Origin of the sequence: Hoeflea sp. YIM 152468 (genome assembly GCF_029210485.1) — a bacterium.
Classification (GTDB): Bacteria; Pseudomonadota; Alphaproteobacteria; order Rhizobiales; family Rhizobiaceae; genus Hoeflea.
Window position 1 is genome coordinate 1 of sequence record NZ_JARGET010000012.1, and the last position, 25,127, is coordinate 25,127.

General features: G+C 59.3%; 19 protein-coding genes. 11 read left to right on the top strand and 8 right to left on the bottom strand.

The window, feature by feature from the left end:
- Window positions 1-287 precede the first annotated feature (287 nt).
- The 7 genes from PZ897_RS06655 to PZ897_RS06685 all read left to right on the top strand — a co-directional run bounded on the left by PZ897_RS06655 (window position 288) and on the right by PZ897_RS06685 (window position 10,663).
- On the top strand, window positions 288-3,770 hold the full coding sequence (locus PZ897_RS06655) for an indolepyruvate ferredoxin oxidoreductase family protein (protein ID WP_275751038.1): 3,483 nt from the start codon (window positions 288-290) through the stop codon (window positions 3,768-3,770).
- 158 nt (window positions 3,771-3,928) lie between these two features.
- On the top strand, window positions 3,929-6,259 hold the full coding sequence (locus PZ897_RS06660) for an EAL domain-containing protein (RefSeq protein ID WP_275751040.1): 2,331 nt from the start codon (window positions 3,929-3,931) through the stop codon (window positions 6,257-6,259).
- Between the two features lie 218 nt (window positions 6,260-6,477).
- A complete protein-coding gene (locus tag PZ897_RS06665) occupies window positions 6,478-7,245 on the top strand; it encodes an acetyltransferase (RefSeq protein ID WP_275751042.1) in 768 nt (255 codons plus the stop codon).
- A 129-nt stretch (window positions 7,246-7,374) separates the two neighbouring features.
- On the top strand, window positions 7,375-7,599 hold the full coding sequence (locus PZ897_RS06670; protein WP_275751044.1) for an aa3-type cytochrome c oxidase subunit IV: 225 nt from the start codon (window positions 7,375-7,377) through the stop codon (window positions 7,597-7,599).
- Window positions 7,600-7,681: 82 nt separating this feature from the next.
- Window positions 7,682-8,833, top strand: coding sequence for a Re/Si-specific NAD(P)(+) transhydrogenase subunit alpha (locus PZ897_RS06675; RefSeq protein WP_275751046.1), 1,152 nt, complete (start codon window positions 7,682-7,684; stop codon window positions 8,831-8,833).
- Window positions 8,833-9,252 (top strand): NAD(P) transhydrogenase subunit alpha, encoded by a 420-nt coding sequence (locus PZ897_RS06680; protein WP_275751048.1) that lies wholly within the window; start codon window positions 8,833-8,835, stop codon window positions 9,250-9,252. The genes PZ897_RS06675 and PZ897_RS06680 overlap by 1 nt, the downstream gene beginning before the upstream one ends.
- Window positions 9,253-9,262: 10 nt before the next feature.
- Complete coding sequence (locus PZ897_RS06685; RefSeq protein WP_275751050.1) at window positions 9,263-10,663, top strand: NAD(P)(+) transhydrogenase (Re/Si-specific) subunit beta; 1,401 nt, start codon at window positions 9,263-9,265, stop codon at window positions 10,661-10,663.
- 87 nt (window positions 10,664-10,750) lie between these two features.
- Here the strand turns inward: PZ897_RS06685 and PZ897_RS06690 are convergent, their stop codons facing one another.
- From PZ897_RS06690 to rpsU, 3 genes are all read right to left on the bottom strand, one after another.
- Window positions 10,751-11,251, bottom strand: a complete 501-nt coding sequence (locus PZ897_RS06690) for a DUF992 domain-containing protein (protein ID WP_275751052.1) — start codon at window positions 11,249-11,251, stop codon at window positions 10,751-10,753.
- A 157-nt stretch (window positions 11,252-11,408) separates the two neighbouring features.
- Window positions 11,409-12,263, bottom strand: a complete 855-nt coding sequence (locus tag PZ897_RS06695; RefSeq protein WP_275751305.1) for a tetratricopeptide repeat protein — start codon at window positions 12,261-12,263, stop codon at window positions 11,409-11,411.
- 120 nt (window positions 12,264-12,383) lie between these two features.
- A complete protein-coding gene (rpsU, locus tag PZ897_RS06700; RefSeq protein ID WP_343217446.1) occupies window positions 12,384-12,617 on the bottom strand; it encodes a 30S ribosomal protein S21 in 234 nt (77 codons plus the stop codon).
- 333 nt (window positions 12,618-12,950) lie between these two features.
- Here rpsU and PZ897_RS06705 point away from each other — a divergent pair, with 333 nt between their 5' ends.
- The 4 genes from PZ897_RS06705 to PZ897_RS06720 all read left to right on the top strand — a co-directional run bounded on the left by PZ897_RS06705 (window position 12,951) and on the right by PZ897_RS06720 (window position 18,167).
- Window positions 12,951-14,204 carry a sarcosine oxidase subunit beta gene (locus tag PZ897_RS06705; protein WP_275751054.1) on the top strand — a complete coding sequence of 418 codons (1,254 nt, stop codon included), beginning with the start codon at window positions 12,951-12,953 and terminating at the stop codon, window positions 14,202-14,204.
- Window positions 14,205-14,303: 99 nt separating this feature from the next.
- Window positions 14,304-14,627, top strand: a complete 324-nt coding sequence (locus tag PZ897_RS06710; RefSeq protein WP_275751056.1) for a sarcosine oxidase subunit delta — start codon at window positions 14,304-14,306, stop codon at window positions 14,625-14,627.
- Window positions 14,624-17,620, top strand: a complete 2,997-nt coding sequence (locus tag PZ897_RS06715) for a sarcosine oxidase subunit alpha (RefSeq protein ID WP_275751057.1) — start codon at window positions 14,624-14,626, stop codon at window positions 17,618-17,620. The genes PZ897_RS06710 and PZ897_RS06715 overlap by 4 nt, the downstream gene beginning before the upstream one ends.
- Window positions 17,613-18,167 (top strand): sarcosine oxidase subunit gamma, encoded by a 555-nt coding sequence (locus tag PZ897_RS06720; RefSeq protein WP_275751059.1) that lies wholly within the window; start codon window positions 17,613-17,615, stop codon window positions 18,165-18,167. The genes PZ897_RS06715 and PZ897_RS06720 overlap by 8 nt, the downstream gene beginning before the upstream one ends.
- 23 nt (window positions 18,168-18,190) lie before the next feature.
- Here PZ897_RS06720 and PZ897_RS06725 read toward each other — a convergent pair whose 3' ends face one another.
- The 5 genes from PZ897_RS06725 to glgC form a co-directional block, all read right to left on the bottom strand.
- Entirely contained in the window at window positions 18,191-18,679 is a 489-nt protein-coding gene (locus PZ897_RS06725) for a MaoC family dehydratase (protein ID WP_275751061.1), read from the bottom strand.
- A 104-nt stretch (window positions 18,680-18,783) separates the two neighbouring features.
- Window positions 18,784-20,775: a glycogen debranching protein GlgX gene (gene glgX / locus PZ897_RS06730; RefSeq protein ID WP_275751307.1), complete on the bottom strand. Its 1,992-nt coding sequence runs from the start codon at window positions 20,773-20,775 to the stop codon at window positions 18,784-18,786.
- A complete protein-coding gene (locus PZ897_RS06735; protein ID WP_275751063.1) occupies window positions 20,775-22,403 on the bottom strand; it encodes an alpha-D-glucose phosphate-specific phosphoglucomutase in 1,629 nt (542 codons plus the stop codon). Before PZ897_RS06735 ends, glgX begins: the two co-directional genes overlap by 1 nt.
- On the bottom strand, window positions 22,403-23,851 hold the full coding sequence (glgA, locus tag PZ897_RS06740) for a glycogen synthase GlgA (protein WP_275751065.1): 1,449 nt from the start codon (window positions 23,849-23,851) through the stop codon (window positions 22,403-22,405). Before glgA ends, PZ897_RS06735 begins: the two co-directional genes overlap by 1 nt.
- Window positions 23,848-25,119 (bottom strand): glucose-1-phosphate adenylyltransferase, encoded by a 1,272-nt coding sequence (gene glgC, locus PZ897_RS06745; protein ID WP_275751067.1) that lies wholly within the window; start codon window positions 25,117-25,119, stop codon window positions 23,848-23,850. Before glgC ends, glgA begins: the two co-directional genes overlap by 4 nt.
- Window positions 25,120-25,127: the final 8 nt, after the last annotated feature.

Consider the following 25,127-nt stretch of genomic DNA (forward strand, 5'->3'; position numbering starts at 1 on the left):
TCTGCTGGCATCGAAGGCGGGGGCCTATATGACCGGCAGTTCGATTACCGTTGATGGCGGCCATTCCATCGGCCGCTGAAACGGTCGCGGCAGGCGGCGGATGCGACAGAAAATTGCGCGTCAGGCTGATTGCCAACCAGCTGATTGCGCAATGGATGCCCGGCTATGAAATCCATTGACCGCCGCACCGACTGGCTCGAATACTGGTGCAGGGCATGGGTGGAGAAAGCCTGTGATTGGTTGCGGTTCCGGTCTGAGCGGAATTGGCATGGTTTGAGGAGACCACAATGACTGCGCATGATGTTTCGCTCGACGACAAGTTCGATCTTTCCAAAGACCGGATTTTTGTGACCGGATCGCAGGCGGTGGTTCGTCTCCTGATGATGCAGCATGAGCGCGACCGCCTCTCGGGGCTTAACACTGCCGGTTTCGTTTCCGGCTATCGCGGGTCGCCGCTGGGTGGCCTGGACCAGCAGATCATGCATGCGCAAAGGTCTCTGTCCCAGCGCAACATCGTGTTCCAGCCTGGCCTGAACGAGGAACTGGCTGCGACGGCTTGCTGGGGATCACAACAGACTGAATTGGACGGATTCGGCAAGTATGATGGTGTGTTTGCGCTCTGGTATGGCAAGGGCCCCGGCGTGGACCGTTCCGGAGATGTGTTCCGTCACGCGAACCTGGCCGGATCATCCCGGTATGGGGGCGTGCTGGCCCTGATGGGGGATGATCACACTGCGGAAAGCTCGACCAACGCCCATCAGACCGAATTCAATTTCGTTGACACGATGATCCCCATCCTCAATCCGGCCGGTGTGCAGGAAATGATCGACTACGGCCTGCACGGGTTTGCGATGTCACGTTTCGCCGGAACCTGGGCGGCACTGAAGTGCGTCAAGGACAACGTAGAATCGACCGCATCGGTGGATGCAGGGCTTGACCGGCTGAAAATCATTCTGCCGGAAACAGCGTTGCCGCCGGGCGGGCTCAACATTCGTGCGCATGATCTCGATTTCCTTGGCCAGGAAATGCGCCTGCATGAGTACAAGCGTGACGCCGCGAGCGCCTATATCCGCGCCAACGGACTGAACCGGATGATCTATTCGGGTGGTTCCGATGCGAAGATCGGCATCTTGACGGTCGGCAAGAATTACCTGGATGTGCGTCAGGCGCTCGAGGATCTCGGGATAGACGAAGCCCGCGCCAACCGGATCGGCGTCCGGTTGTTCAAGGTTGCCTGCCCGTGGCCGTTCGACCTTGCTGACATGCGAGACTTCGTCGACGGGCTCGACATGGTCATTGTGGTCGAAGAAAAGCGCTCGCTTCTGGAAAGCCAATTGCGCGAAGCCCTGTACGGGACCGCGCTTCAGCCCACGGTGGTGGGCAAGCGTGACGAGCGCGGCGATTGGCTGTTTCCGGTCAAGGGCGCGCTTGATCCCAATGATATCGCGGTTGCGGTGGGGGAGCGCGTGCTCAAGGTCATCGGCCACTCCGAAGACATCGACGCCAAGGTCAAGCGCATTCGCCAGTTTCAAAGCATGCTGGCAAGCGTCACCGAGGTGGCTTCGCGCACACCGTATTTCTGTTCAGGCTGTCCGCACAACAGCTCAACCAAAGTTCCCGAGGGGTCGGTTGCCGCAGCCGGGATCGGTTGTCACTTCATGGCATTGTGGATGGATCGCGACACCACCGGTTTCACCCAGATGGGTGGCGAGGGAGCGCAATGGGTCGGGCAGGCGCCTTTCACCTCGCGTGAGCACATCTTTCAGAATCTTGGAGATGGTACCTACAATCACTCCGGTGTACTGGCCTTGCGGTTCGCCATCGCTTCGGATGCAAACATCACCTATAAAATTCTCTATAATGATGCTGTGGCGATGACCGGCGGACAGCCTCACGAGGGAAGCCTTAGCGTCGATGCGATCGCCCGCCAGGTCTGGGCCGAAGGCGTGCAACGGATCGCGTTGGTCAGTGATGAGCCGGACCGCTATGCGCCGGGCACTGCCTGGCCGCCGATGATGAGTTTTCACCACCGTTCCGAGATGGATGCCGTGCAACGTGAGCTGCGTGGTGTGCCCGGGGTAACCGTTCTGATCTACGACCAGACCTGTGCCGCCGAGAAGCGCCGCCGCAGGAAGCGTGGCACCTACCCCGATCCGGACAAGAGGGTGATCATCAACGAACTTGTGTGCGAAGGCTGTGGCGATTGCGGCGTTCAGTCAAACTGCGTGTCGATCCAGCCTGTGGAGACCGAGTTCGGGCGCAAGCGCCGGATCGATCAGTCCAGCTGCAACAAGGATTTTTCCTGTGTGGATGGCTTTTGCCCGTCCTTTGTCACCGTGCATGGAGCGCGCATCCGCAAGGTTGATACCAATGTGCTCGCATCAGCCCCGGACCCGTTGGCCGGGGTGCCGGAGCCGGCTCTTGCTCCCCTTGAGCAGGGGTGGGCATCCATTATCGATGGTGTCGGCGGCACCGGTGTGGTCACCATCGGGGCAATACTGGGAATGGCGGCACACCTTGAAGGCAAGGGATGCGGGATGATTGACATGGCGGGTCTGGCGCAGAAGGGCGGCGCGGTCTACTCGCATGTCCGCATTGCCCGCAGGCCCGAGGATATCCATGCGATCCGGATATCGGCTGGCAAGGCCGATCTCATTCTGGGCTGTGATCTGGTGGTTTCCGGGTCACGGAAAGTTCTGACTTCAGTCCGCGAAGGTGAAACAGCCTTTCTGGTCAATACTAACGAAGTCATGCCGGGCGATTTCACTCGCAACGCCGATTTTTCACTGCCGACCGAGCGGCTCAAGCGGGCCATCGTGAAGGCAGCCGGCGCTGATCGCACCAGCTTTTTCGACGCCACCTTTGCCGCCACGCGGCTTTTCGGAAATGCAATCGCCGCCAACATGTTCATGCTCGGCATGGCGTCGCAAAAGGGCGCCTTGCCGCTGTCACCGAAGTCTGTCGAGCAGGCCATCACACTCAACGGCCAGGCAATTGCCATGAACATAGCCGCTTTCCGGTGGGGCCGAAAAGCCGGGCACGATCCCCAGTCGGTGGAAGCGCTGGTCTCTGACCGGGCAGCCGGGGCTGAAACGGCGAGCGTGGAAACCGTGGCGGATCTTATCGATCGCCGTGCCGACTTCCTCCAAGCCTATCAAAACAAGGCCTGGGCTGCAAAGTACCGCAACCTCCTCACCCCGCTTGTCGAGGCTGAAACGCTTGCTTCGGGCCAGCCTGGCGCTGCGTCGGAGGCGGCTGCAAGATCACTGTTCAAACTGATGGCGATCAAGGATGAATACGAAGTGGCGCGGCTCTACAGCGATGGCAGCTTCAAGCGCCAACTCAGCAAGCAGTTCGAGAGCTACGGCAAACTCGAGTATCATATGGCGCCGCCGGTGCTGGGCAGAAAGGATGCAGACGGTCATCCCGTAAAGTCCGCCTTCGGGGCCGGCGTGAGCGTGCTGTTTCCGGTGCTTTCCGCATTGAAATTTCTGCGCGGCACGCCTCTGGATGTGTTTGGCTACAGCCGTGAACGACGGATGGAACGGCATATGCTGTCAGAGTTCATTGGCGAGCTGACGCAAATGACCAGTGTCCTTGATCGTCGAAACATCACGGATATAGCATGTTTCCTGAGTTACCCCCAGAGTATTAGGGGGTATGGCCATGTTAAGGAGCGTAACAAGGCTGATGCGTATGTTAAAAAGAACGAAATGAAGGGATCTATTCTTTCTGGGTCTTCTAAACTTAGCGCGCTTGCCGCAGAGTAACTGGTTTTTCAGCTGGATGGGGCGTTGTTGTTCTTGATTTTGTGATCAAGGATTTCAAACCTAATTGCTTGAGACTGTTTCAGATTTCGGGTTTCGGATAAATGTGTTCTTAAGACAACCCTGATAGATTGCCAGTACAAATCCAAGGGTTAGTGTTCATGCAAGCGGCAGACAACACATCATTTGCGGCCGATGTCCGGCTTTCCTTCGTGGTCTCGCTCTATCAGCAGCGCGGCACGTTGTTTGCCGGCATGATAGCCCATGTGGTGACAACAATGGCAGTCTATCTCCGCATTGACGATCCGTTCTATCTCTATGCAGCCTTGGCTCTTTTCGTTGTCTGGACCGTTCGCAACATCGACATGATGGTGTTCGACCGGTTGCAGAAGGCCAATTTCAAGATGGCCAATACGCTGCACTGGGAAAAGCGTTATGTAACCGGATCGTTTATCACGTGCTCCATCCTGGGCACGATATGCGGACATGCTCTGGTCGTCGCTCAGGATCCCTTTGCCGAGCTTGTGACGATTTCCGTGACCATGGCGAGCATGATCTCCGTCGTCGGGCGGAATTTCGGATCACGATTGAATGTCGACATGATCGTTCTGGCTGCCTGTCTGCCGATGATGGCCGGCTTGTTGCTGGCCCGCGATCCCTACATGATCCTGATGGCGCTTCTGCTGCTGCCGCTTTTCCTGACCACGCGTTCGATGGCAAATGGCGTTCGTGATTTCCTGTTCAATTCGGTAACGGCCGAACGGGAAACGGCGGAAATTGCCGAGCGGTTCGACACGGCGCTCAACAACATGTCGCATGGATTGTTCATGCTGGACGGTGACGGCCGAATTGAAGTGGCCAACCGCAAGGCGCGCGAGTTCTTCAACATCGACGAGACCACCAAGCTGACAGGCCGTGCCTTGAAAGCAACCCTGAGGCTGGGGGTCCGGAATGGTATTGTTGCGACGGAAAACTTCGCCCAGATCAATCAGCACCTCACAAACCTGATCAATGGCCGTGACGACCGTGCGCTGGTCCGCGTCAATAAAAACTCCTGGCTCGAGTTCAGCGCCCGTTACCGGGGTGAAAAGGGCGTGGTGCTGATCTTTGAGGATGTGTCGGACCGTATTCAGTCGGAAAAACGCATTCTTCACATGGCTCGCTTTGACAATCTGACCGGATTGCCAAACCGGTCATGGTTCAAAGAGGTCGTGGAACTGAAAATCGCCAAGGCGGAGCCAGGTCAAAATCTGGCGCTGGCTGTCCTCGATATTGACGATTTCAAGTATGTCAACGATTCCATGGGGCATGTCAGCGGCGACAAGCTGTTGATCGCCATCGCCAACAGACTTCGGTCGCTTTCCAGACAGAAGTTTGTGAACTCGCGTTTTGGCGGCGATGAATTCGTCCTGTTTATTCCCGATGTCAAGGATGCCGAAGACCTGGTGTCGACCATGAATCATGTCATTGACACGCTGCGCGGCACCTACATTATCGACGGGCATAAACTGTTCATCAGCCTGTCAGGCGGTGTGGTCATGGCTCCGGTCGACGGTGTGCAGATCGAAGAATTGCACATTCAGGCCGATCTCGCCCTGTATGAAGCCAAACGTCGGGACAAGGACCGCTGGACCTTGTTCGAGAAATCCATGGATCTGCGGTACTCGGACCGGCAGCGGATGAAGGCAGCCCTTCGTGAAGCGATCCGGACCCAGACGATGAATCTGTTCTATCAGCCGATGTTCAATGCGGCCGGCACCCGGATTGTTGGTGCTGAAGCATTGTCCCGGTGGACGCACCCGGAACTCGGATCGGTGTCACCGGCTGTGTATATTCCGCTTGCCGAGGAGATGGGGATTGTTAGCGAGCTGACCCGATGTGTGGTTGAACGTGCGGTGCAGGATGCAGCCAATTGGCCCCGAAATCTGTTTGTATCAGTCAACCTGTCAGCCCACGATCTGAATGACCGCGGGATCGTTTCGGTGATTGCCGACGCGCTTGATCGCGCAAACCTGCCGGCGGAGCGGCTGCAACTGGAGATTACCGAAAGCGGGATCATGAATGATCTCGACAACGCACGCGAGATCCTCACCGAACTTAGAGCGATGGGAATGTCCATTGCCATTGATGATTTCGGCACTGGTTACTCTAGCCTGAGTTACCTCGACATGTTGCCGCTCAACAAGGTCAAGATCGACCGGTCCTTTGTTCGAGATCTGACCAAGGATGCAAAAAAGATGAAACTGTTGAGAGGCGTGGTTCACCTGGCCCGGGAGCTTGGGCTGGAGGTTGTGGTCGAAGGCGTCGAGACGGAAGATCAGCTGGAAATGATCCGCGAGAACAAGTGCGCGGATATCATTCAAGGCTACATTTTTGGTGTGCCAATGCCCGCAACCGCGTTTGTCGAGCTGGTAGGGAAAATGTCCGGGCACCCCAAAAGACCGACTTTGGAGAGCCATGTGACGCAGGCAGATGGATCCTGTAACAGCTGACCAGAGGATCCGGAGCCGCGCTCTGCGCCGCATGACGCCGGATACACAACCTGAATTCATACAGGCTCTTTTTTACAGGCGTATTGTTTTGACTAAGTAATCTGACCCTTCGTTAACCTTAACAGGTAGTTAATAAGTCTTAGAGACTGTCCTGAGATTGATTAATACAAATTTAACGATAAGCTTTCCTCGTGCGAAACGACGGGGACTTGTCATCAATGGCTCATGCCGCTCAGGCCAAAATTTCAGGGTTCAGCGCAAACGTGATGCGCTTTCTCGAGAGTATCGAATATCGTCGAATTGAAAGCGCGGACGACCTCGAAGACATCGCCCGACTTCGCTACAAGGCCTTCACCACGGTGGGCCTGGCACGGGAAAATCGGGATTCCTTGCTGATCGACGAGTTGGACTTCAAGCCCAATGCCCATGTGATGGGAATATTCTTTGATGAGCAGCTCGTTTCCACCATCCGCGTGCATCACGTCACCGCAGCCCATCGTGACGGCGTCGCCGTGGCGCAATTTCCGGATGTCATGCACCCGCTGCTGGATGCGGGCAAGACCTTCATTGATCCGGTTCGGTTTGCTGCTGATCCGGAAATCATGCGTGAGTATCCGGCGTTGCCGTACCTCACCTTACGCGTTGCAACCATGGCGACGGTCTATTTCGATGTGGATTTCTGCCTTTCGGTCACCAAGCCTAATCACCGGGCATTCTACAAGCGCGTGTTTCAATCCATCGAACTGGCGGGCCCGCGCTATGTCGAGCAATACCAAAATCATCTCGAGCTGCAGGGTGCAAATGCACATGAGCTGAAGAGAACCCTGTTTGAACGCTATCCATTTTTCCAGTCACAGCCGCATGAGCGCAAACTGATGTTCGCTCCGCGCGAGGAACTGGGTCTTCCGCCGCTGACAATTCGCCCCACCGCAAAATATGCAGTCGAGCGCGCCCGCGGTGCAATGCGCCTGCCCGAATTGCTGTAAATGGCCAGCTGAGCGAAGGTTTTCCGCGAGTTCCGGTTGTTTTGCAACGGGACTGTGACCGGATGTCCATTGCACAATGGTTGGGGTTTGTGTAATCCCTCGTTGAAATGCCAATTGGGGAGTTACAGCATGGCTGAACAAATGAACGGTCCTGTCGAAACCGGCGCTGCTATGGATTATTCCGAGCACGAAAAAACCTACACCAGATTTCTTGTCGGGGCGAAATACGCCGTCATCTTCAATGTCGCGCTGCTGATTGGTATGGCAGTGTATTTTTTCACCGGAGCAGGCGCCATCACGGCATTCTTGCTGTTCCTGGTGCTCATCATTGGCGCCAGTATCCTTTCCCGCTGAAATATTCGCCGCGGGTTTGGTTGCGGATCCCTGGTGATCCGTCATGGCTCGTCTCATCCTGTTTGCTAGAGGAGGGGCTCTCGTGGGCGCCATAGTTTTTGTAGCCAAAGAGTCAGATCAGCTCGAGTCGCGTGTCGCAGCTTCGCCGGAGACGGTGAAGAAAATGACCGCGCTTGGCCTGGATGTCGTCGTCCAAAAAGGCGCTGGCGAAAAATCCCGGATTGCCGATGCGGATTTTGTTGCAGCCGGAGCCAGAACCGGTACCGCTGCTGATGCCAAGAAGGCCGATGTGGTGCTGCGCGTGCGCCGGCCCTCCAGCAGCGACATGAAATCGCTGAAATCCGGTGCAATCGTGCTTGCGCAGATGGACCCTTACGGCAATGAAGAGGCGCTTGCGGCATTGGCGAAAGCCGGTGTGACAAGTTTTGCCATGGAACTGATGCCGCGCATCACCCGCGCACAATCGATGGACGTTCTGTCGTCGCAGGCAAACCTGGCCGGGTATCAGGCCGTTATTGAAGCAGCCCATACATTTGACCGGGCGATGCCGATGATGATGACGGCAGCGGGGACGGTGCCCGCAGCAAAGGTCTTCGTCATGGGCGCCGGGGTCGCGGGCTTGCAGGCGATCGCCACAGCCCGCCGTCTTGGCGCAGCGGTTTCGGCCACCGACGTGCGTCCGGCTGCCAAGGAACAGGTTGCCTCGCTCGGGGCGAAGTTCATCGCGGTCGAAGACGATGAATTCAAGGCGGCCGAAACATCCGGCGGCTATGCCAAGGAAATGTCGAAGGATTATCAGGCCAAACAAGCCGCCCTGGTGGCCGATCACATCTCCAAGCAGGACATCGTCATCACGACAGCCCTTATTCCCGGCCGCCCCGCTCCGAAGCTGATCTCCCGCGACATGCTCAAGAGCATGCGTCTGGGTTCGGTCGCTGTCGATCTGGCGGTCGAACGCGGTGGCAACATCGAGGGCTCCAAGCCAGGTGACACGGTCACTGTCGAAGGTGTCACCGTGATCGGTATTCTCAATATGGCGGGTCAGATCGCGGCAAGCGCATCGCTGCTTTATGCCAAAAACCTTCTGACCTTCCTCGATACAATGATCGACAAGGACACCAAGACCGTGTCGGTTGATCTTGAGGACGAACTGGTCAAGGCCACTGCGCTGACCCATGGCGGCGCAGTCATTCATCCCGCGTTTGGCGGCGAAACAAGCAAGGGAGCTGCATGATGGCAGGGTCAGCACTCGATACCGCTCTTGAAACCCTCGAGCAGGCTGTGGGCGCGGTGCGCGCAGCCGCGGAGAATGCCGGGCCAGCAGGCGATGGCATCGCAGCAGCCGTGCATGCGGCCAGTGGCGGGGCAATTGACCCGTTCGTTTTCCAGGTGGCGATTTTCGTCCTGGCGATTTTCGTCGGATACTATGTTGTCTGGTCGGTGACGCCGGCTCTGCACACCCCTTTGATGGCCGTGACCAACGCAATCTCCTCGGTGATTGTGGTCGGTGCCCTGCTTGCGGTCGGAACATCGCTGTCGGGCTGGGCAACCGGTTTCGGATTTGTGGCGCTGGTGCTTGCATCGGTCAATATATTCGGCGGCTTCCTCGTCACCCAGCGGATGCTGGCCATGTACAAGAAAAAAGAGAAGTGAGGGCAGGCTGATGTCAGAGAATTTTGCCGCATTCGCCTACCTCGTTTCGGGTGTCCTGTTCATCATGGCGCTCCGAGGCCTTTCGCATCCCACCACAAGCCGCAAGGGAAACCTCTATGGCATGAGTGGCATGGCGCTTGCCGTTGTCACAACTTTGTTGCTGGCCGAGCCTTCAATCGGTGGCCTGGTGATGATTGTTGCCGGTCTCGCCATTGGTGGCGGCGTCGGTGCCGTTATTGCACGCAAGATACCGATGACCTCGATGCCGCAGCTTGTCGCGGGATTTCACAGTCTGGTTGGCCTCGCGGCAGTGCTGGTGGCTGCGGCCGCGCTTTATTCCCCGCATGCCTTCGGCATTGGCGAAATTGGCGAGATCCACGCGCAGGCGCTCATTGAAATGTCGCTGGGTGTGGCCATCGGCGCCATCACCTTCACCGGCTCGATCATCGCGTTTCTCAAACTTGACGGACGCATGTCGGGCAAGCCGATCATGCTGCCGATGCGTCACATCATCAATGCCGCGCTGGCAATTGGTATCGTGGTTCTGGTGGCGGTTCTGGTGGCAACCGAAAGCTACACGGTGTTCTGGCTGGTGGTGCTTCTGTCTCTGGCGCTCGGTGTGTTGATCATTGTGCCCATCGGCGGCGCCGACATGCCGGTCGTGGTGTCGATGCTCAACTCCTATTCGGGCTGGGCAGCGGCCGGTATCGGTTTCACACTTGGCAATCTGGCCTTGATCATCACCGGCGCACTGGTCGGGTCGTCCGGTGCGATCTTGTCCTATATCATGTGCAAGGGTATGAACCGGTCGTTCATCTCGGTCATTCTGGGCGGCTTTGGCGGCGAGACGGCAGCTGCGGGCGATGACGACATCGACCGCACCGTCAAGCTGGGTTCTGCCGACGACGCCGCCTTCCTGATGGCCAATGCATCCAAGGTCATCATCGTTCCCGGCTATGGCATGGCTGTCGCCCAGGCACAGCACGCCACACGCGAACTTGCCGACAAGCTCAAGGAACAGGGTGTCGAGGTCAAATACGCCATCCATCCCGTGGCGGGCCGCATGCCCGGTCACATGAACGTTCTGCTGGCTGAAGCCAATGTTCCCTATGACGAAGTGTTCGAACTCGAGGACATCAACTCGGAGTTTGCGCAGGCAGACGTAGCCTATGTGATCGGCGCCAACGACGTCACCAATCCGGCGGCGCGCGACGACAAGGCATCGCCGATCTATGGCATGCCGATCCTTGATGTGGACAAGGCCCGTACCTGCCTGTTCGTCAAGCGCTCGCTGGGGTCCGGCTATGCCGGAATCGACAACACGCTGTTCTACAAGGATGGAACGATGATGTTGCTGGGCGACGCCAAGAAGATGACGGACGACATCGTCAAGGCCATCGAGCACGGATGATCGTGCACGGATGAGCCAAATCAGGCCGTGTGTACACAAGAGGCCCGGCATTGCTGCCGGGCCTCTTGCTGTTTTTGCGGTTGATGATCAATTGGCGGCTGAGCGCAACTGAATCTCGGCAATGCCAACGGCGACATTCACGCCTTCCTGGGCCTGAACACTGACCGGCTGCAGGGTGAAAGTCTGCTCGGAGCCGCCGACAAGGATGTTGACCCCGGCGCCTGCCGCAGCGGATGCTTCGGCGGAAACACCGCGATAATCGCCTGCAAGCGAGCCCGGCTGGTACTGGTAGTCCGTTGTCTGAGCAAGAACGACCCATTCTATCAAGGTCGCGCCGGTCACGCCGATGTCGATGCCGAACTTGTTGACGACGCCAAAATAGGCTTCCTTGGCCTCGCTGTCGTTTGCAGGGGTGTACTCGCACGCCAGGTCCTTGGAGGAGCCGAAGACGAAGCCGGTGCCGCCTTCGACGGCACACTCGAGCAGGCCGAGCTCGACGCTGTCAGCCCGGGCCGGGATCGAGGTCGCGCCGAGGGTGACGACTGCAGCGAGAGCCGCAGCGGCCGTGATCTTGGTTCTTGAAATCATTGTGAACTCACTTTCCCGATTGTTGGTTCGAGCCTACAACGGGTGTGCACAGCAATGGTTCCACGAAACGGCGCGCAGTTCAGTCCGCGGGAGTTTCAATTCACTGCAAGGGGGGGGTGGTTCTGCCGCGCACCTTGATCGGGTGATGGTGGCCTGATCAACGTACCCGCGACAGACCGTCGATGGCCGGACGGTATTTCGGGTCGAGTTGGGCTGCCCGGGCATAGGACCGGGAGGCACGCTTCTTGTCGCCGCGGCGCTCGTAGATCAGGGCCTGATTGGACCAGGATTCAGCAATTCTCTGATTGAGCTCGACCGCCCGGTTGAAGTCGGCGAAGGCATTGTCATCATCATTGAGAGCGACATAGGAAATGCCGCGGCCATTGTAGGGCTCGGGGGAATTGGGTGCCAACGAAATCGCAGTCGAAAAATCCTCGATTGCCTGAGGATGCTGATTGCGCTGCTGCTTGATCAGACCCCGGTTGTGATAGGCTCGCGGATCTGTTGTCTGAAGATTGATGGCGCGGTCGAAATCGTTCATCGCCTCGTTGGTGCGGCCGGCCTGGCGGTAGAGATTGCCACGCCCGATATAGGCAACATCATAGCGCGGGTTGATCTGCAGCGCGCGATTGTAGTCATTGGCGGCGTCGGTCAGGTTGCCCATGGATCGGTGGATGAGCGCGCGATTGGCATAGGCCTGATAGAATGATGGGTTGAGCTGGATGGCGCGATTGAAATCGTCGATCGCATTGCGGAACTGCCCGGACCGCCCATAGGCTGCGCCGCGAACGTTGTATCCCTCCGGATCGCGCGGGTTGCGCTGAATGACTTCGGTGAGCGAGGAAATGTTTTCATCCGTGCCCTGAGCCCGGTCAATCGAGATGGCGTCAACAGGCGAGGTGGTGCTGCAGCCGGACATGGCGAGCGTGACAGCGGACACCGTTGCAAGCAACAAGCAGCGAGCAAGGTTGGAAGGCCGCTGTTTTGTCTTCGCCGCTGCAAAAAAACCCATCATCCATGTCCCATTTGTTCAACCGGGCACAACCCGGTTCGCCACACTGAAAAAGGCGGAGACGAATTTTCGTCCCCGCCTCACATTCATGCAACCCCAAAAGGGCTAAAACAACCTGTATTAACGAGTCGGCGCCGGACGGCCACCCCCGATAAGGCCTTCACGCTGAGCGCGCTTGCGCGCAAGCTTGCGGACACGGCGGACGGCTTCTGCCTTTTCACGCGCGCGCTTCTGCGACGGCTTCTCATAAAAATCACGCATTTTCATTTCGCGGAAAATGCCTTCACGCTGCATTTTCTTCTTCAGAGCGCGGAGCGCCTGATCGACATTGTTATCGCGGACAAGTACCTGCACGTTGATCCCGTTCCTTCGAGGTTTTGGTTGGCTTCAGCAACCCTGACAAACAAACAATTACTGCTCGCTCGGCCATGGGCGGTACGATTAACGCGGCAAGTACCAGTTCCAAAGGCCGGAGTCCAGTCCTTGTGACCTTGACAATGGCCTCGCCAGCGTATTTTTCATCCGATCATGGGTCAAGATGAACGTCGGTTTTGATCTGATGCAATCTGCGACACGGTGCGGTGCGACATTCATGCCCGTCCAGAAGTCGCAAAGGAGCCGATGCGAGACAGACGAATTTGCTCTTGCTGGGCGGACATCTATGTAACCGTTTGGAGCCAGAAAGCCATGCGCAAATACTCCGTTTTTGCCGTTGCCCGTGAGGCAATGCGTGGGCACAAGGGCTGGCCCGAGCAATGGTCATCACCGGAGCCGCGAAAAGAGTACGACGTCATCATTGTCGGTGCCGGAGGGCACGGTCTGGGTACGGCCTATTATCTGGCCAAGGAGCACGGCATCACAAATATTGCCGTGATCGAAAAAGGCTGGCTCGGCGGTGGCAATACCGGGCGCAACACCACAATCATCCGCTCCAACTACCTCTACGATGAAAGTGCGGGTCTTTACGATCATGCGCTCAAGCTTTGGGACGGCCTGTCCCAGGATCTCAATTACAATGTGATGTACTCGGCGCGCGGCGTAATGATGCTGGCGCACAATGTGCATGACAAGCAAGGGTTCAAGCGCCACATTCATGCCAACCGGCTCAACGGCGTCGACAATGAATGGCTGACACCGGAGCAGGCCAAGGAATTTTGCCCGCCTCTCAATATCGAGCGGTCGGCGCGCTACCCGGTGGTCGGCGCGGCCCTGCAACGCCGGGGCGGCACGGCGCGGCACGATGCCGTTGCCTGGGGCTATGCGCGGGCTGCAGCCAGCATGGGCGTGCATATCATTCAGAATTGCGAGGTGACCGGGGTTCGCCGCGCCGATGACGGCTCGGTCTCGGGCGTTGATACCAGCCGAGGCTTTATCGGCGCCAAAAAGGTCGGAGTCGTAGCCGCAGGTCATACTTCGGTGATCATGGAAATGGCCGGCGTGCGCATGCCGCTCGAAAGCTACCCGTTGCAGGCTCTGGTGTCCGAACCGGTCAAGCCGGTCTTTCCCTGCGTGGTGATGTCCAACACGGTGCATGCCTATATTTCGCAATCGGACAAGGGCGAACTGGTGATCGGCGCGGGCACCGACCAGTACACGTCTTACTCGCAAACCGGCGGTTTGCACATTCTCAGCCATACGCTGGACGCCATTTGCGAAATGTTTCCGATGTTCACCCGGATGAAGATGCTCCGGTCCTGGGGCGGTATTGTCGACGTGACGCCGGACCGGTCGCCGATCCTGTCGAAAACGCCGGTCAAGGGGCTCTACGTCAATTGCGGCTGGGGCACCGGCGGCTTCAAGGCAACGCCGGGGTCGGCCAATGTGTTTGCCCACACCATCGCCCGTGATGAGCCGCACAGGATTAACGCCCCCTTCAACCTGGAGCGCTTCCAGACCGGGCGCCTGATTGACGAGGCGGCCGCTGCGGCCGTGGCGCATTGAGCAAGCTCATCTTGCAACAGTCGAGCTTGCCGGCACCCCGAACCGCGGCCACCCCGAAACTGCCGTGATCAAGACCAAAAACCGACCAAGGACCAAGCGATGCTTCTGATCCATTGTCCCTATTGCCAGGAAGAGCGGCCCGAGCTCGAGTTCCGCAATGCCGGCGAGGCGCATATCGAGCGGCCGAAAGACATTGCCGGGATAAGCGACGAGGAATTCAAGACATTCTTCTTTCTTCGTACCAACCCCAAAGGCGTAGCCTATGAGCGCTGGCGGCATATTCACGGCTGCGCCCGGTTTTTCAACGCCGTGCGCGATACGGTCAGCGACCAGTTCGTCACCACCTACAGGGCGGGCGAGCCCCGGGTCGAGGTCGAGCGTGGCGAAGATGGCAAGTTGAAGCTCAAGGGAGCGGCACAATGAGCGGCGCGAACCGGATCAAGGGCAAGGGCCGGCTGACGCCCGCCAAGACCCTGCGTTTTACGTTTGACCGCAAGGTTCTGACGGCAGTCGAAGGCGATACGCTTGCGTCCGCATTGCTTGCCAACGGCATTCACCTGACCGGTCGTTCGTTCAAGTATCATCGCCCGCGCGGCATGTTGTCAGCCGGATCGGAAGAGCCCAATGCGTTGCTGGATGTCGGCCGCGACGCGGCGCGGCGGACACCCAATATCAGAGCGACGGTGCAAGAAGTCTATGACGGGCTGCAGGCCAAGTCCCAGAACCGCTGGCCGTCGCTTGCCTTCGATGTTGGCGGGATCAACAATTTGGCCTCGCCATTTTTTGCCGCCGGGTTCTACTACAAGACCTTTATGTGGCCGAAAGCGGCATGGAAAAAGCTCTATGAGCCGATCATTCGCGCGGCTGCAGGTCTGGGAGTGGCGCCGAGCGAGCGGGACCCCGATCACTATGCCAATCATTTCATCCATTGCGATGTTCTGGTGATCGGCGGTGGCGCGGCCGGTTTGACCGCGGCACTTGCGGCGGCGCATGCCGGTGCAGAGGTCATCGTCTGCGACGAGCAAGCCGAAACAGGCGGGGCTTTCCATCACGACACCGATGCGACAGTCGATGGCGTCTCGGGCTGGGACTGGGCGCAGGCAGCGACCGCCGAATTGCGCGCCATGGACAATGTGAAGGTGCTCACCCGCACGACGGCGTTCGGCTATCAGGCGCAGAACCATGTCGTCCTTGTCGAGCGGGTGACCGAACACCTGGCCAACCCGGATGCGTCCCTGCCACGCGAGCGGCTCTGGCAGGTCAGGGCCAGGCAGGTGATCATCGCGACCGGCGCCATCGAGCGGCACATGGTGTTCGCCAACAATGATCGTCCCGGCATCATGCTGGCCTCGGCGGCGCGGACCTATCTCAATCATTACGGTGTCGCGGTCGGCAGCAAAGTCGGCGTCTATACGGCCTGCGATTCGGCGTGGTCGGCGGCCTTTGATCTCAAGCAGGCCGGCGTCTCGGTGCCGGCGATTGTCGATGTGCGGACCGATCCCGATCCGGCCCTGGTGGCGCGGGCCAGCGAACTCGGCATCGAGGTGCTGAGTGGTCAGGCGGTGCTTGACACCTCCGGCAAGCTTCGGATCAAGTCGATGAAGGTGGGCAAGGCTTCGGCCGGCTCGACGCGTGATATTGCTGTCGACGCGCTGATCATGTCCTCGGGCTGGACGCCTTCGGTGCATATGTATTCGCAGTCGCGCGGTAAGGTGGTCTGGGACGAGGAAGGCCAACGCTTTCTGCCTGGACACCACGTTCAGGCTTGCGCCAGTGTCGGCGCCTGCAGCGGCGTCGATGATCTGGCCGATGCGATGGATGGTGCTGCCAAAGCCGGCCATGAAGCGGCGAAGGCGGCCGGGGTCGAGACCGGGCCTGTGTGGACCGCACCGGATGCGGACACAGCCACATTATGGACCGGCAGCATGATGGGATCGGCTGCCGGCGCCGGGCCCGAGACGACGGTGAAGGCCTTTGTCGATTTTCAGAACGACGTCACCGCCAAGGATATCCGGCTTGCCGTGCGCGAAGGCATGCACTCGATCGAGCATGTCAAACGCTTCACCACCAACGGCATGGCCACCGACCAGGGCAAGACGTCAAATATCCATGGTCTGGCGATCGCTGCCGAAATGCTCGGCAAGCCGTTGCCGCAGGTGGGGCTGACCACGTTCCGCTCGCCCTTCACGCCGGTGACATTCGGCGCGATCGTCACTCATTCCCGGGGTGACTTGTTCGAGCCAATCCGCAGGACACCCATGCATGACTGGGAAGAAGCCCACGGCGCGGTGTTCGAGGATGTCGGTCAGTGGAAACGTGCCTGGTACTATCCGCGCCCGGGCGAAGACATGCATCAGGCTGTCAATCGCGAATGCCGCACGGTGCGCGAGAGCGCGGGGATGTTCGACGCCTCGACGCTGGGAAAGATCGAAGTTGTCGGCCCCGATGCCGCCAGGTTCCTCAATCTCATGTACACCAATGGCTGGGACAAGCTGGAGCCGGGCCGTTGCAAATACGGCATCATGCTGCGTGAAGACGGCTTCATCTATGATGATGGCGTCGTCGGTCGCTTGGCAGAGGACCGCTTCCACGTGACCACCACCACCGGCGGCGCGCCGCGGGTGATGCACCATATGGAAGATTATCTGCAGACCGAGTTCCCGGATCTCAAGGTGTGGCTGACATCGACGACGGAGCAATGGGCGGTGATCGCGGTGCAGGGGCCCAAGGCACGCGAGATCATCGCGCCGCTGGTCGAGGGCATCGATCTGTCCACCGAAGCCATGCCGCATATGAGCCTGCGCGAAGGCACAATCTGCGGCGTGCCGACACGGCTGTTCCGGATGTCGTTCACCGGCGAAGCCGGTTACGAGGTCAATGTGCCTGCTGATTATGGTGACGCGGTGTGGAAAGCGTTGTGGGCGCGGGCGGAACCGCTGGGGGCCTGCGCCTATGGAACCGAGACCATGCATGTGCTCCGGGCCGAAAAAGGCTATATCATTGTCGGCCAGGACACCGATGGTACGGTGACGCCGGACGATGCCGGATTGAACTGGGCGGTTGCCAAGAAAAAACCCGACTTCGTCGGCATTCGCGGTCTGCGGCGGCCTGACCTGATTGGCGGTGGCCGTAAACAACTCGTTGGCCTGACCACCAAGGATCCGAACATCGTTCTGGAGGAGGGCGCGCAGATCGTCGCCGATCCGAACCAGTCCGTGCCGATGACCATGATCGGGCATGTCACTTCGTCCTACTGGTCGGAGAATTGCGGCCGGTCGATTGCCATGGGTGTCGTGATTGACGGGAGGGCGCTCAAGGGCAGGACGCTTTATGTGCCGATGCCTGAGAGGACAATTGAAGTGGAAGTCACCGATACTGTTTTCATCGACAAGGAAGGAGTGCGGCTGAATGGCTGATATCGCTCACCCCACCCGTCTCGAATCGCTCGCAGGACGCGCGATTGGCGCAACCGGCGTTATGCTGACGCCTGCGCCTGCTGCACATCGTGTTGTGCTGCGGGCTGACCCGCGAGAGGCGGAGGCGCTGTCCAAGGCGCTCGGTCTTGAACTGCCGGCGGCCCCCAAGACATCAGCGCGCACCGACACGGGGCGGCTGATTGCCTGGCTTGGACCAGATGAATGGCTGATCATTGACGAGAACGGCGATCCGGCTGCAGATCTGGCAAAGGCCGCGGCGCTGCATTCCGCCGTTGACATTTCTCATCGCAACACAGCGATCCTGGTGACAGGCAAGGGCGCGCGCGCCACCGTCCAAGGCGGCTGCCCGCAGAACCTGAGTGAGAGAGCCTTTCCTGTCGGATCAGCCAGCCGGACCGTGTTGGGCAAGATTGAAGTGGTGATCCTGCGGACGGGAGCGGAAGAGTTCCGGGTCGAATGCTGGCGTTCGTTTGCGGACTATGCTTTCGGCGTGTTGTCAGAAGCCGCAAAGGATTGCCTGGCGTAAGCGCAGGAGGGGGCCTGCAGGTTTCATGTGTCCTGCTGTGGCCAGTCCTTCGGATCGAACTGGATGACGGTCAGCCAGGAGGCTGTCATCGCCGGCTTTTTGACACCTTCGATTTCAATCTTCACATCGAATGTGGTCATCATTCTGCCGGGACCACGAAGCCGTGCCTCCTTGAGGAAAAACCGGCCACGGATGCGGCCATCGACGGGCACCGGCGCCATGAAGCGGATCTTGTTGAAGCCGTAATTGATGCCGAAATTGTCTTCCCGCAGCCGCGGCACCGCATCGGTATGCATGGCCGAGAGCATCGAAAGCGTCAGAAAACCATGCGCAATCGTACCCCCGAACGGGGTTTCAGCCGCGCGCACAGGATCGACGTGAATGAACTGGCGATCATCAGTGGCGTCGGCGAAAGTGTCGATGCGTGATTGCGGCACGTCCATCCATTTGGACACGCCAAGCTCCGTTCCAACGAGATCCTTGATCTCAGCAATTGAAATCACGCGCTGCACATCAATCCCCCAAGTTATCCCGACCTGTTTTCTGCATCATGTTGATGTGGAAATGCAAGCAGATACCGGTTGCCAGGTGCTCTGAGCGTTCGGCATCACCTGGCTCAACCTTGGCTTCCGCCGGCGCCACGTTCCTGCCAGCAGGCTACGGCCCGGGCCGATACCGACGAGGTTTGAGGCTGTGCGCCGGGGTGAGCGGAACACCAGTCGCCTGCGGTATCAGGCAGCACGCACGGCGCATCCGTGCTGCCTCGGTTGAAGCCGAGGGCGAGGCGTTCGCCCGGTTGGCCCAGCACCATCATGAAGCTCGCCCTGTCAGCATCCTCCCAGTGTGCAGCGGTCATCTTGTGGCCCTCCATCGTCAACCATGAGACCTGATCAGGGGTGTTGGAACAATCCGTATCCTGAAGAAACTGTATGCGGCGCAGCAGCGGCAGTTTTGCTCTCAGTTCAGCCCAGGCTCGGGTAAACTCCAGCCGGCCTTGATTGAGATCGCCCCAGTTGCGCCAGGTGATGGCGTTGTCCTGAGCATAGGCATTGTTGTTGCCATGCTGGCTGTGGCCGAACTCATCGCCGGCGGTCAGCAGAATGGTGCCACGGCTGGCAAACAGGGTGGCGATCAGGGCCCTCGCATCACTTTCGCGCGCAGCCAGGAGTGCCGGGTCATCGCTTGGACCTTCCGCGCCGTTGTTCCAGGCGTAATTGGCATCATGGCCATCGCGGTTGTTCTCGCCATTGGCCTGGTTGTGCTTGTCTGCATAGGCAACCAGATCGCCCAGGGGAAAGCCGTCATGAGCCGCAACGAAGTTGAGGCTGCGGGTGCGGGTTGCGCCGTTTTTGTCAAAGATGTCGGAGGAACCCGATAGCCGGGTTGCAAGTGCGCCGGTCATGGCCGGGTCGCCACGCCAGTAGCGGCGTATGTCGTCTCTGGCGTGATCGTTCCATTCAAGCCAGGGCGGGCCGAACTTGCCGAGCTGATAGCCGCCCGGACCAATGTCCCAGGGTTCGGCCACCAGAACCCGGTCGTGCAGCACCGGGTCATCGACGATCATTTGCAGCAATCTCGCATCCGGCGAAAACCCGTTGGCGTCGCGTCCCAGAACAGGGGCCAGGTCGAACCGGAAACCATCAATGCCGGCCTGGGTCACGAAGTGACGCATGGCGCTCAGCACCAGGCCCTGGACCATGGGTTGATCGCAGGCCAGGGTGTTGCCACAGCCGGTGTCGTTGATCAGGTTGCCGTCGGCGTCGTGGCGGTAATAGGCGGCATTGCCAAGCCCGCGCAGAGACAGCGTTGGCCCCTCGGTGTCGCTCTCCCCGGTGTGGTTGAACACGACGTCGAGCAAGACAGCGATACCGGCTGCGTGCAGCGCTTCGACGGCATGGCGCAGATCGGCAATGCCGCCCGGTGCCAGGCGCGGATCGAGCGCCAGCATGGTGACCGGATTGTAGCCCCAGGCATTGGTCAGCCCCAGGGGCGGCAAATGGCGCTCGTCGATCCAGGCCGCGATTGGCATCAGTTCCACAGCGTCGACGTGAAGCTTGCACAGATGATCAAGGATAGAGGGATGCGCCAGTGCCCGGATTGTACCGCGATCGGCCTCCGGGACGTCTGGATGCAGCAGGGTGAAGGCGCGGACCGGCACTTCATAGATGAGGCCGCCCGGTTTGAATTGGGGACGGCCCGGGTTGAGTGGTGGCAGCGGTGGCTCGAGAATGGCTTTCGGAACGAGGCTTGCGGTGTCCTCCCCCTTTCGGGCCAGACCCGGATCAAAGGTGAAGGGACGATCGAGCCTCGTCGCATAGGGATCAACGAGCAGCTTTGATTTGTCAAACCGGTGGCCCTGGTCAGGCTGCCAAGGCCCATCGGCGCGCAGACCGTAGCGCGCCCCGGCCTCGACGCCGGCCACAAGGCCCGAAAACAGCCCGTTGCCGATGCCGTGAAGCTGATGGCGGCCGGTTTCCTGATCATCGTCGTCAAACAGGCAGAGTGTGAGCGACGCTGCGGCTGGCGCATGAACCGTGAACCGAACCCCTTCGGCGGTCAGTTCCACACCGGGATTTGGCGGAACATTCAGATTGTCGAATGCCCCCATCAGGTGATGACAGTCGGGGCATCGCGCCCGGTCCATTTGCCGATTTCGGCCAGATCCCTGGCCGCAAGGATCAGCGGGGCAAGGACGCTTTGGGTTTCCTCGTCGTGGCGCGTGGGATCAGGCTGGTACCGCTCCATGTAAATCCGCAGTGTCGCCCCGGATGTGCCGGTACCGGACAGTCTGAAGACCAGTCTCGATCCGCCTTCGAAGAAAATCCGGATGCCCTGATTGCGGCTCACCGACCCGTCGATCGGATCCTGATAGGCAAAATTGTCGGCCTTCTCGATGGTCAGCGAGCCCACCTTCCGGCCCGGCAAGAGGGACAGCTTGCCGTCAAGCGCCGCCATCAGCTGATTGGCGCTCTCGGTGTCGAGCGCCTCGTAGTCATGCCGCGAGTAGTAGGTGCGGCCATACTCGGCCCAATGGCCGTGAACAATCTCCCGCACACTCTGTCGCCGTACTGCAAGTATGTTGAGCCACAGCAGGATTGCCCAAAGCCCGTCCTTCTCGCGCACATGATCGGATCCTGCGCCGGCGCTCTCCTCGCCGCAGATGGTGCAGCGGCCGGCATCAAGCAGATTGCCGAAGAACTTCCATCCGGTCGGTGTTTCATGCATCTCGACACCGAGCTTTGCCGCGACCCGGTCGGCGGCGCCGCTGGTCGGCATCGAGCGGGCAATGCCCTTGAGGCCGGCCTTGTAACCCGGCGCAAGATGGGCGTTGGCGGCAAGAATCGCCAGCGAGTCCGATGGCGTGACGAATATGCCGCGGCCAATGACAAGGTTGCGGTCGCCGTCGCCATCCGACGCTGCGCCGAAATCAGGGGCATCCGGCCCCATCATCTGATCATAGAGTTGCTTGGCGTGAACAAGATTGGGATCGGGATGATGGCCGCCGAAATCCTCCAGCGGAAACGCGTTGATCACCAGGGCCGGGTCGACGCCGAGACGCCGAACCAGGATCTCCCGGGCGTAGGGCCCGGTTACCGCGTGCATGGCATCAAAGGCCACACGGAATCCGCCGGCGACATGGGCGCGAATGGCATCGAAATCGAACAGCGTTTCCATCAGTTCGGCATACTCGGCGACCGGGTCGACCACCTCGATGGCCATGCCGTCCGCTTCGAAATCACCGATCTTGTCGAGATCGACGTCATCGAACTCGGCGATCAGATAACGATCGATGGTCCGGGATCTGGCATAGATGGCATCGGTGATCTTTTCCGGTGCGGGGCCACCATTGGAGATGTTGTATTTGATGCCGAAATCTTCGGTCGGCCCGCCCGGATTGTGGCTGGCCGACAGGATCAACCCACCAAAGGCCTGGCGCTTGCGGATCAGATGCGAGGCTGCCGGCGTGGACAGAATGCCGCCCTTGCCGATCACGACCCGTCCAAAGCCGTTGGCGGCCGCCATGCGGATGGCAATCTGGATCACGTCGCGATTGTAGAACCGGCCATCGCCGCCAATCACCAGGGACTCGCCCTCCATCCCCTCAAGGCTGTCGAAAATCGACTGGATAAAGGCTTCGGTGTAGCCCGGCGTCTGGAAAAGCGGGACCTTCTTTCGCAGGCCGGATGTGCCGGGTTTCTGGTCCGGAAAAGGGCTGATGGCTACGGTTCTGGTCATTACGGTTCACTCTGTTCGGCAAGAAGCTCTTTATAGAGACAGGCATATCTGTGGGCGCTTCGATTCCACGAAACATCTGCTTTCATCCCCTGGTTCTGTAGCTGCGCCCAGACCTTGGGTTCGGAGAAAGCCCTGACAGCACGGCGCAGCGCCTGACGCAAGGCATCCGGCGTGACCGGTGAAAACTGGAACCCGGTAGCGGCTTGCGCAGCGCTTGCCGCTTCGTTGGCATCGATGATGGTGTCGGCCAGACCACCGGTGCGGGCGACGACAGGAACATTGCCATAGCGAAGACCGTAAAGCTGGGTCAAGCCGCAAGGCTCAAACCGTGACGGAACCAGGATGACGTCACCGCCGGCCTGCATCAGATGCGACAGCGGTTCATCGTAACCCAGCACCAGCCCGATTTTGCCGGGATGCCGCTCTGCTGCCGCGGTCAGCGCTGCTTCCAGCGCCTGATCGCCGGAGCCGAGCACAGCGAGCTTGCCGCCCATTGCGACAATATCATCGGCGACCTCAGTGAGGACATCGATGCCCTTTTGCCAGGTCAGCCGGCTGACCACGGTGAACACAGGGCCATCGGTATCGCGAAATCCGAAATATTCGGCCAAAGCCTTGCGGTTTGTCTGGCGCTTCTTGGGTTTGGAAAGGCTGTAATTGGCGGCAATCATCGTGTCGGTCGAGGGATCCCAGACGTCTGTGTCGATGCCGTTGACGATGCCGTGCAGAGTGTCGGCGTGCGCATTGATCAAACCGTCCAGCCCCATGCCGAAAGCGGGCGTGCGGATCTCCTGGGCATAGGTGGGGCTGACGGTGGTGATGGCGGTCGCCATCTGCAGTCCGCCCTTGAGAAAGCTGACATCGCCGTAATACTCGATCCCGTCCACCGCGAACACCGATTGCGGCAGGCCGAGCCTGGGGAAGATGTCCGGCCCGAACTGGCCCTGAAACGCGATGTTGTGAATGGTCATCACCACTGGCGTTGCGGCGGCCTTGCCCTGCTTCATGTAAACCGGTGTCAGGCCAGCCTGCCAGTCATGAGCATGGACAAGGTCGGGCTTCCAATCGTCGATCCCGTCCTCGGCAATGGTGGCGGCCGCGCGGCAGAGAGCGGCAAACCGCAGCCAGTTGTCGCGGTGATCGGCGCTTGCCGCATCGGTGTAGGGGCCACCGTCCCGGTCAAACAGGTCCGGTGCGTCGAGGACCAGAAAATTGACGCCATTCATCTTGCTGGCAAGAATGCTGGCGCTGACACCAAGCAGATCATGGAACGTGACGAGCTTGACGGGGTTGCGCAGCTTCGCCATCACCGGTTGGTAGCCCGGCAGCAGCACCCGCATATCAACACCCTGGGCTGTCAGGGCCGCAGGCAGGGCGCCAGCGACATCGGCCAGACCACCGGTCTTGATCAGCGGGTAGACTTCGGAGGCGACGGAGAGGACTTTCATTCGTAAATCAACCCTGCACGATCCAGCATGTCCTGGGTAATCAGACAGATGCCTGATTCCGTCCGGTGGAACCGGCTGGCGTCGAGTTCGGGATCCTTTCCGACGACAAGGCCGGCGGGAATTTTCACCTTGCTGTCGAGCACGACTCTCGACAGATCGGCGTGCCGTCCAATGACACATTCAGGCAGCACGACGGCCTGGTCGAGCTTGGAGTAGGACCGGCACAGAACACCGGTGAAGATCAGCGACTGATGCAATTCCGCACCGGAAATGATACAGTCCCCCGATACCAGCGACGACAAGGCCATGCCGCGCCGGCCCTCCTCGTTGTGAACGAACTTTGCCGGCGGCCGGATCTCGGCATAGGTCCAGATCGGCCAGGAGCGATCATACAGATCCAGTTCGGGCAAAATGTCGGTGAGGTCGATGTTGGCCTGCCAGTAAGCATCTATGGTGCCGACATCGCGCCAATAGGCCTCTTTCTCAGGTGTTTCGCGAACGCAGGAGTCGGCAAACCGGTGTGCCACAGCCTTGCCGTTGGCGACGATGTAGGGAATGATGTCCTTGCCGAAATCGCGGCTCGAGCCGGGCGTTCCGGCGTCACGCCGCAATTCGTCCATCAGAAAGTCAGTGCTGAAGACGTAGATACCCATGGAGGCCAGAGCCATATCCGGCTTGTCGGGCATGGCCGGCGGATCGGCGGGTTTTTCAACGAAATTGATAATTTCGTCCCTGTCGTTGACATGCATGACGCCAAAGCCGACCGCGTCCATGCGCGGGACTTCGAGGCAACCCACAGTCACATCAGCGCCGGAATTGACATGCTGCTGCAGCATCAATTCATAATCCATCTTGTAAATGTGATCACCGGCCAGGATGACCATGAATTTCGGATCGTAGCTTTCGATGATGTCGATATTCTGAAACACCGCATCAGCGGTGCCGTCATACCATTGTGTTTCCGACACGCGCTGGCTTGCGGGAAGAATGTCGAAGCTTTCATTGCGTTCGGGACGCAGGAAGTTCCAGCCACGCTGCATGTGGCGGATCAGGGAGTGGGCCTTGTACTGGGTGGCGACGCCTATCCGCCTGATGCCGGAGTTGAGCGCATTGGACAGGGCAAAATCGATGATTCGAGATTTTCCGCCGAAGAAAACCGCAGGCTTGGCGCGACGGTCGGTCAGTTCCATAAGCCGGCTTCCACGGCCACCTGCAAGAACATAGGCCATGGCGTCTCGCGCCAGTGGCTGAACCCTTTTGTGTTCCATGTTGTCCT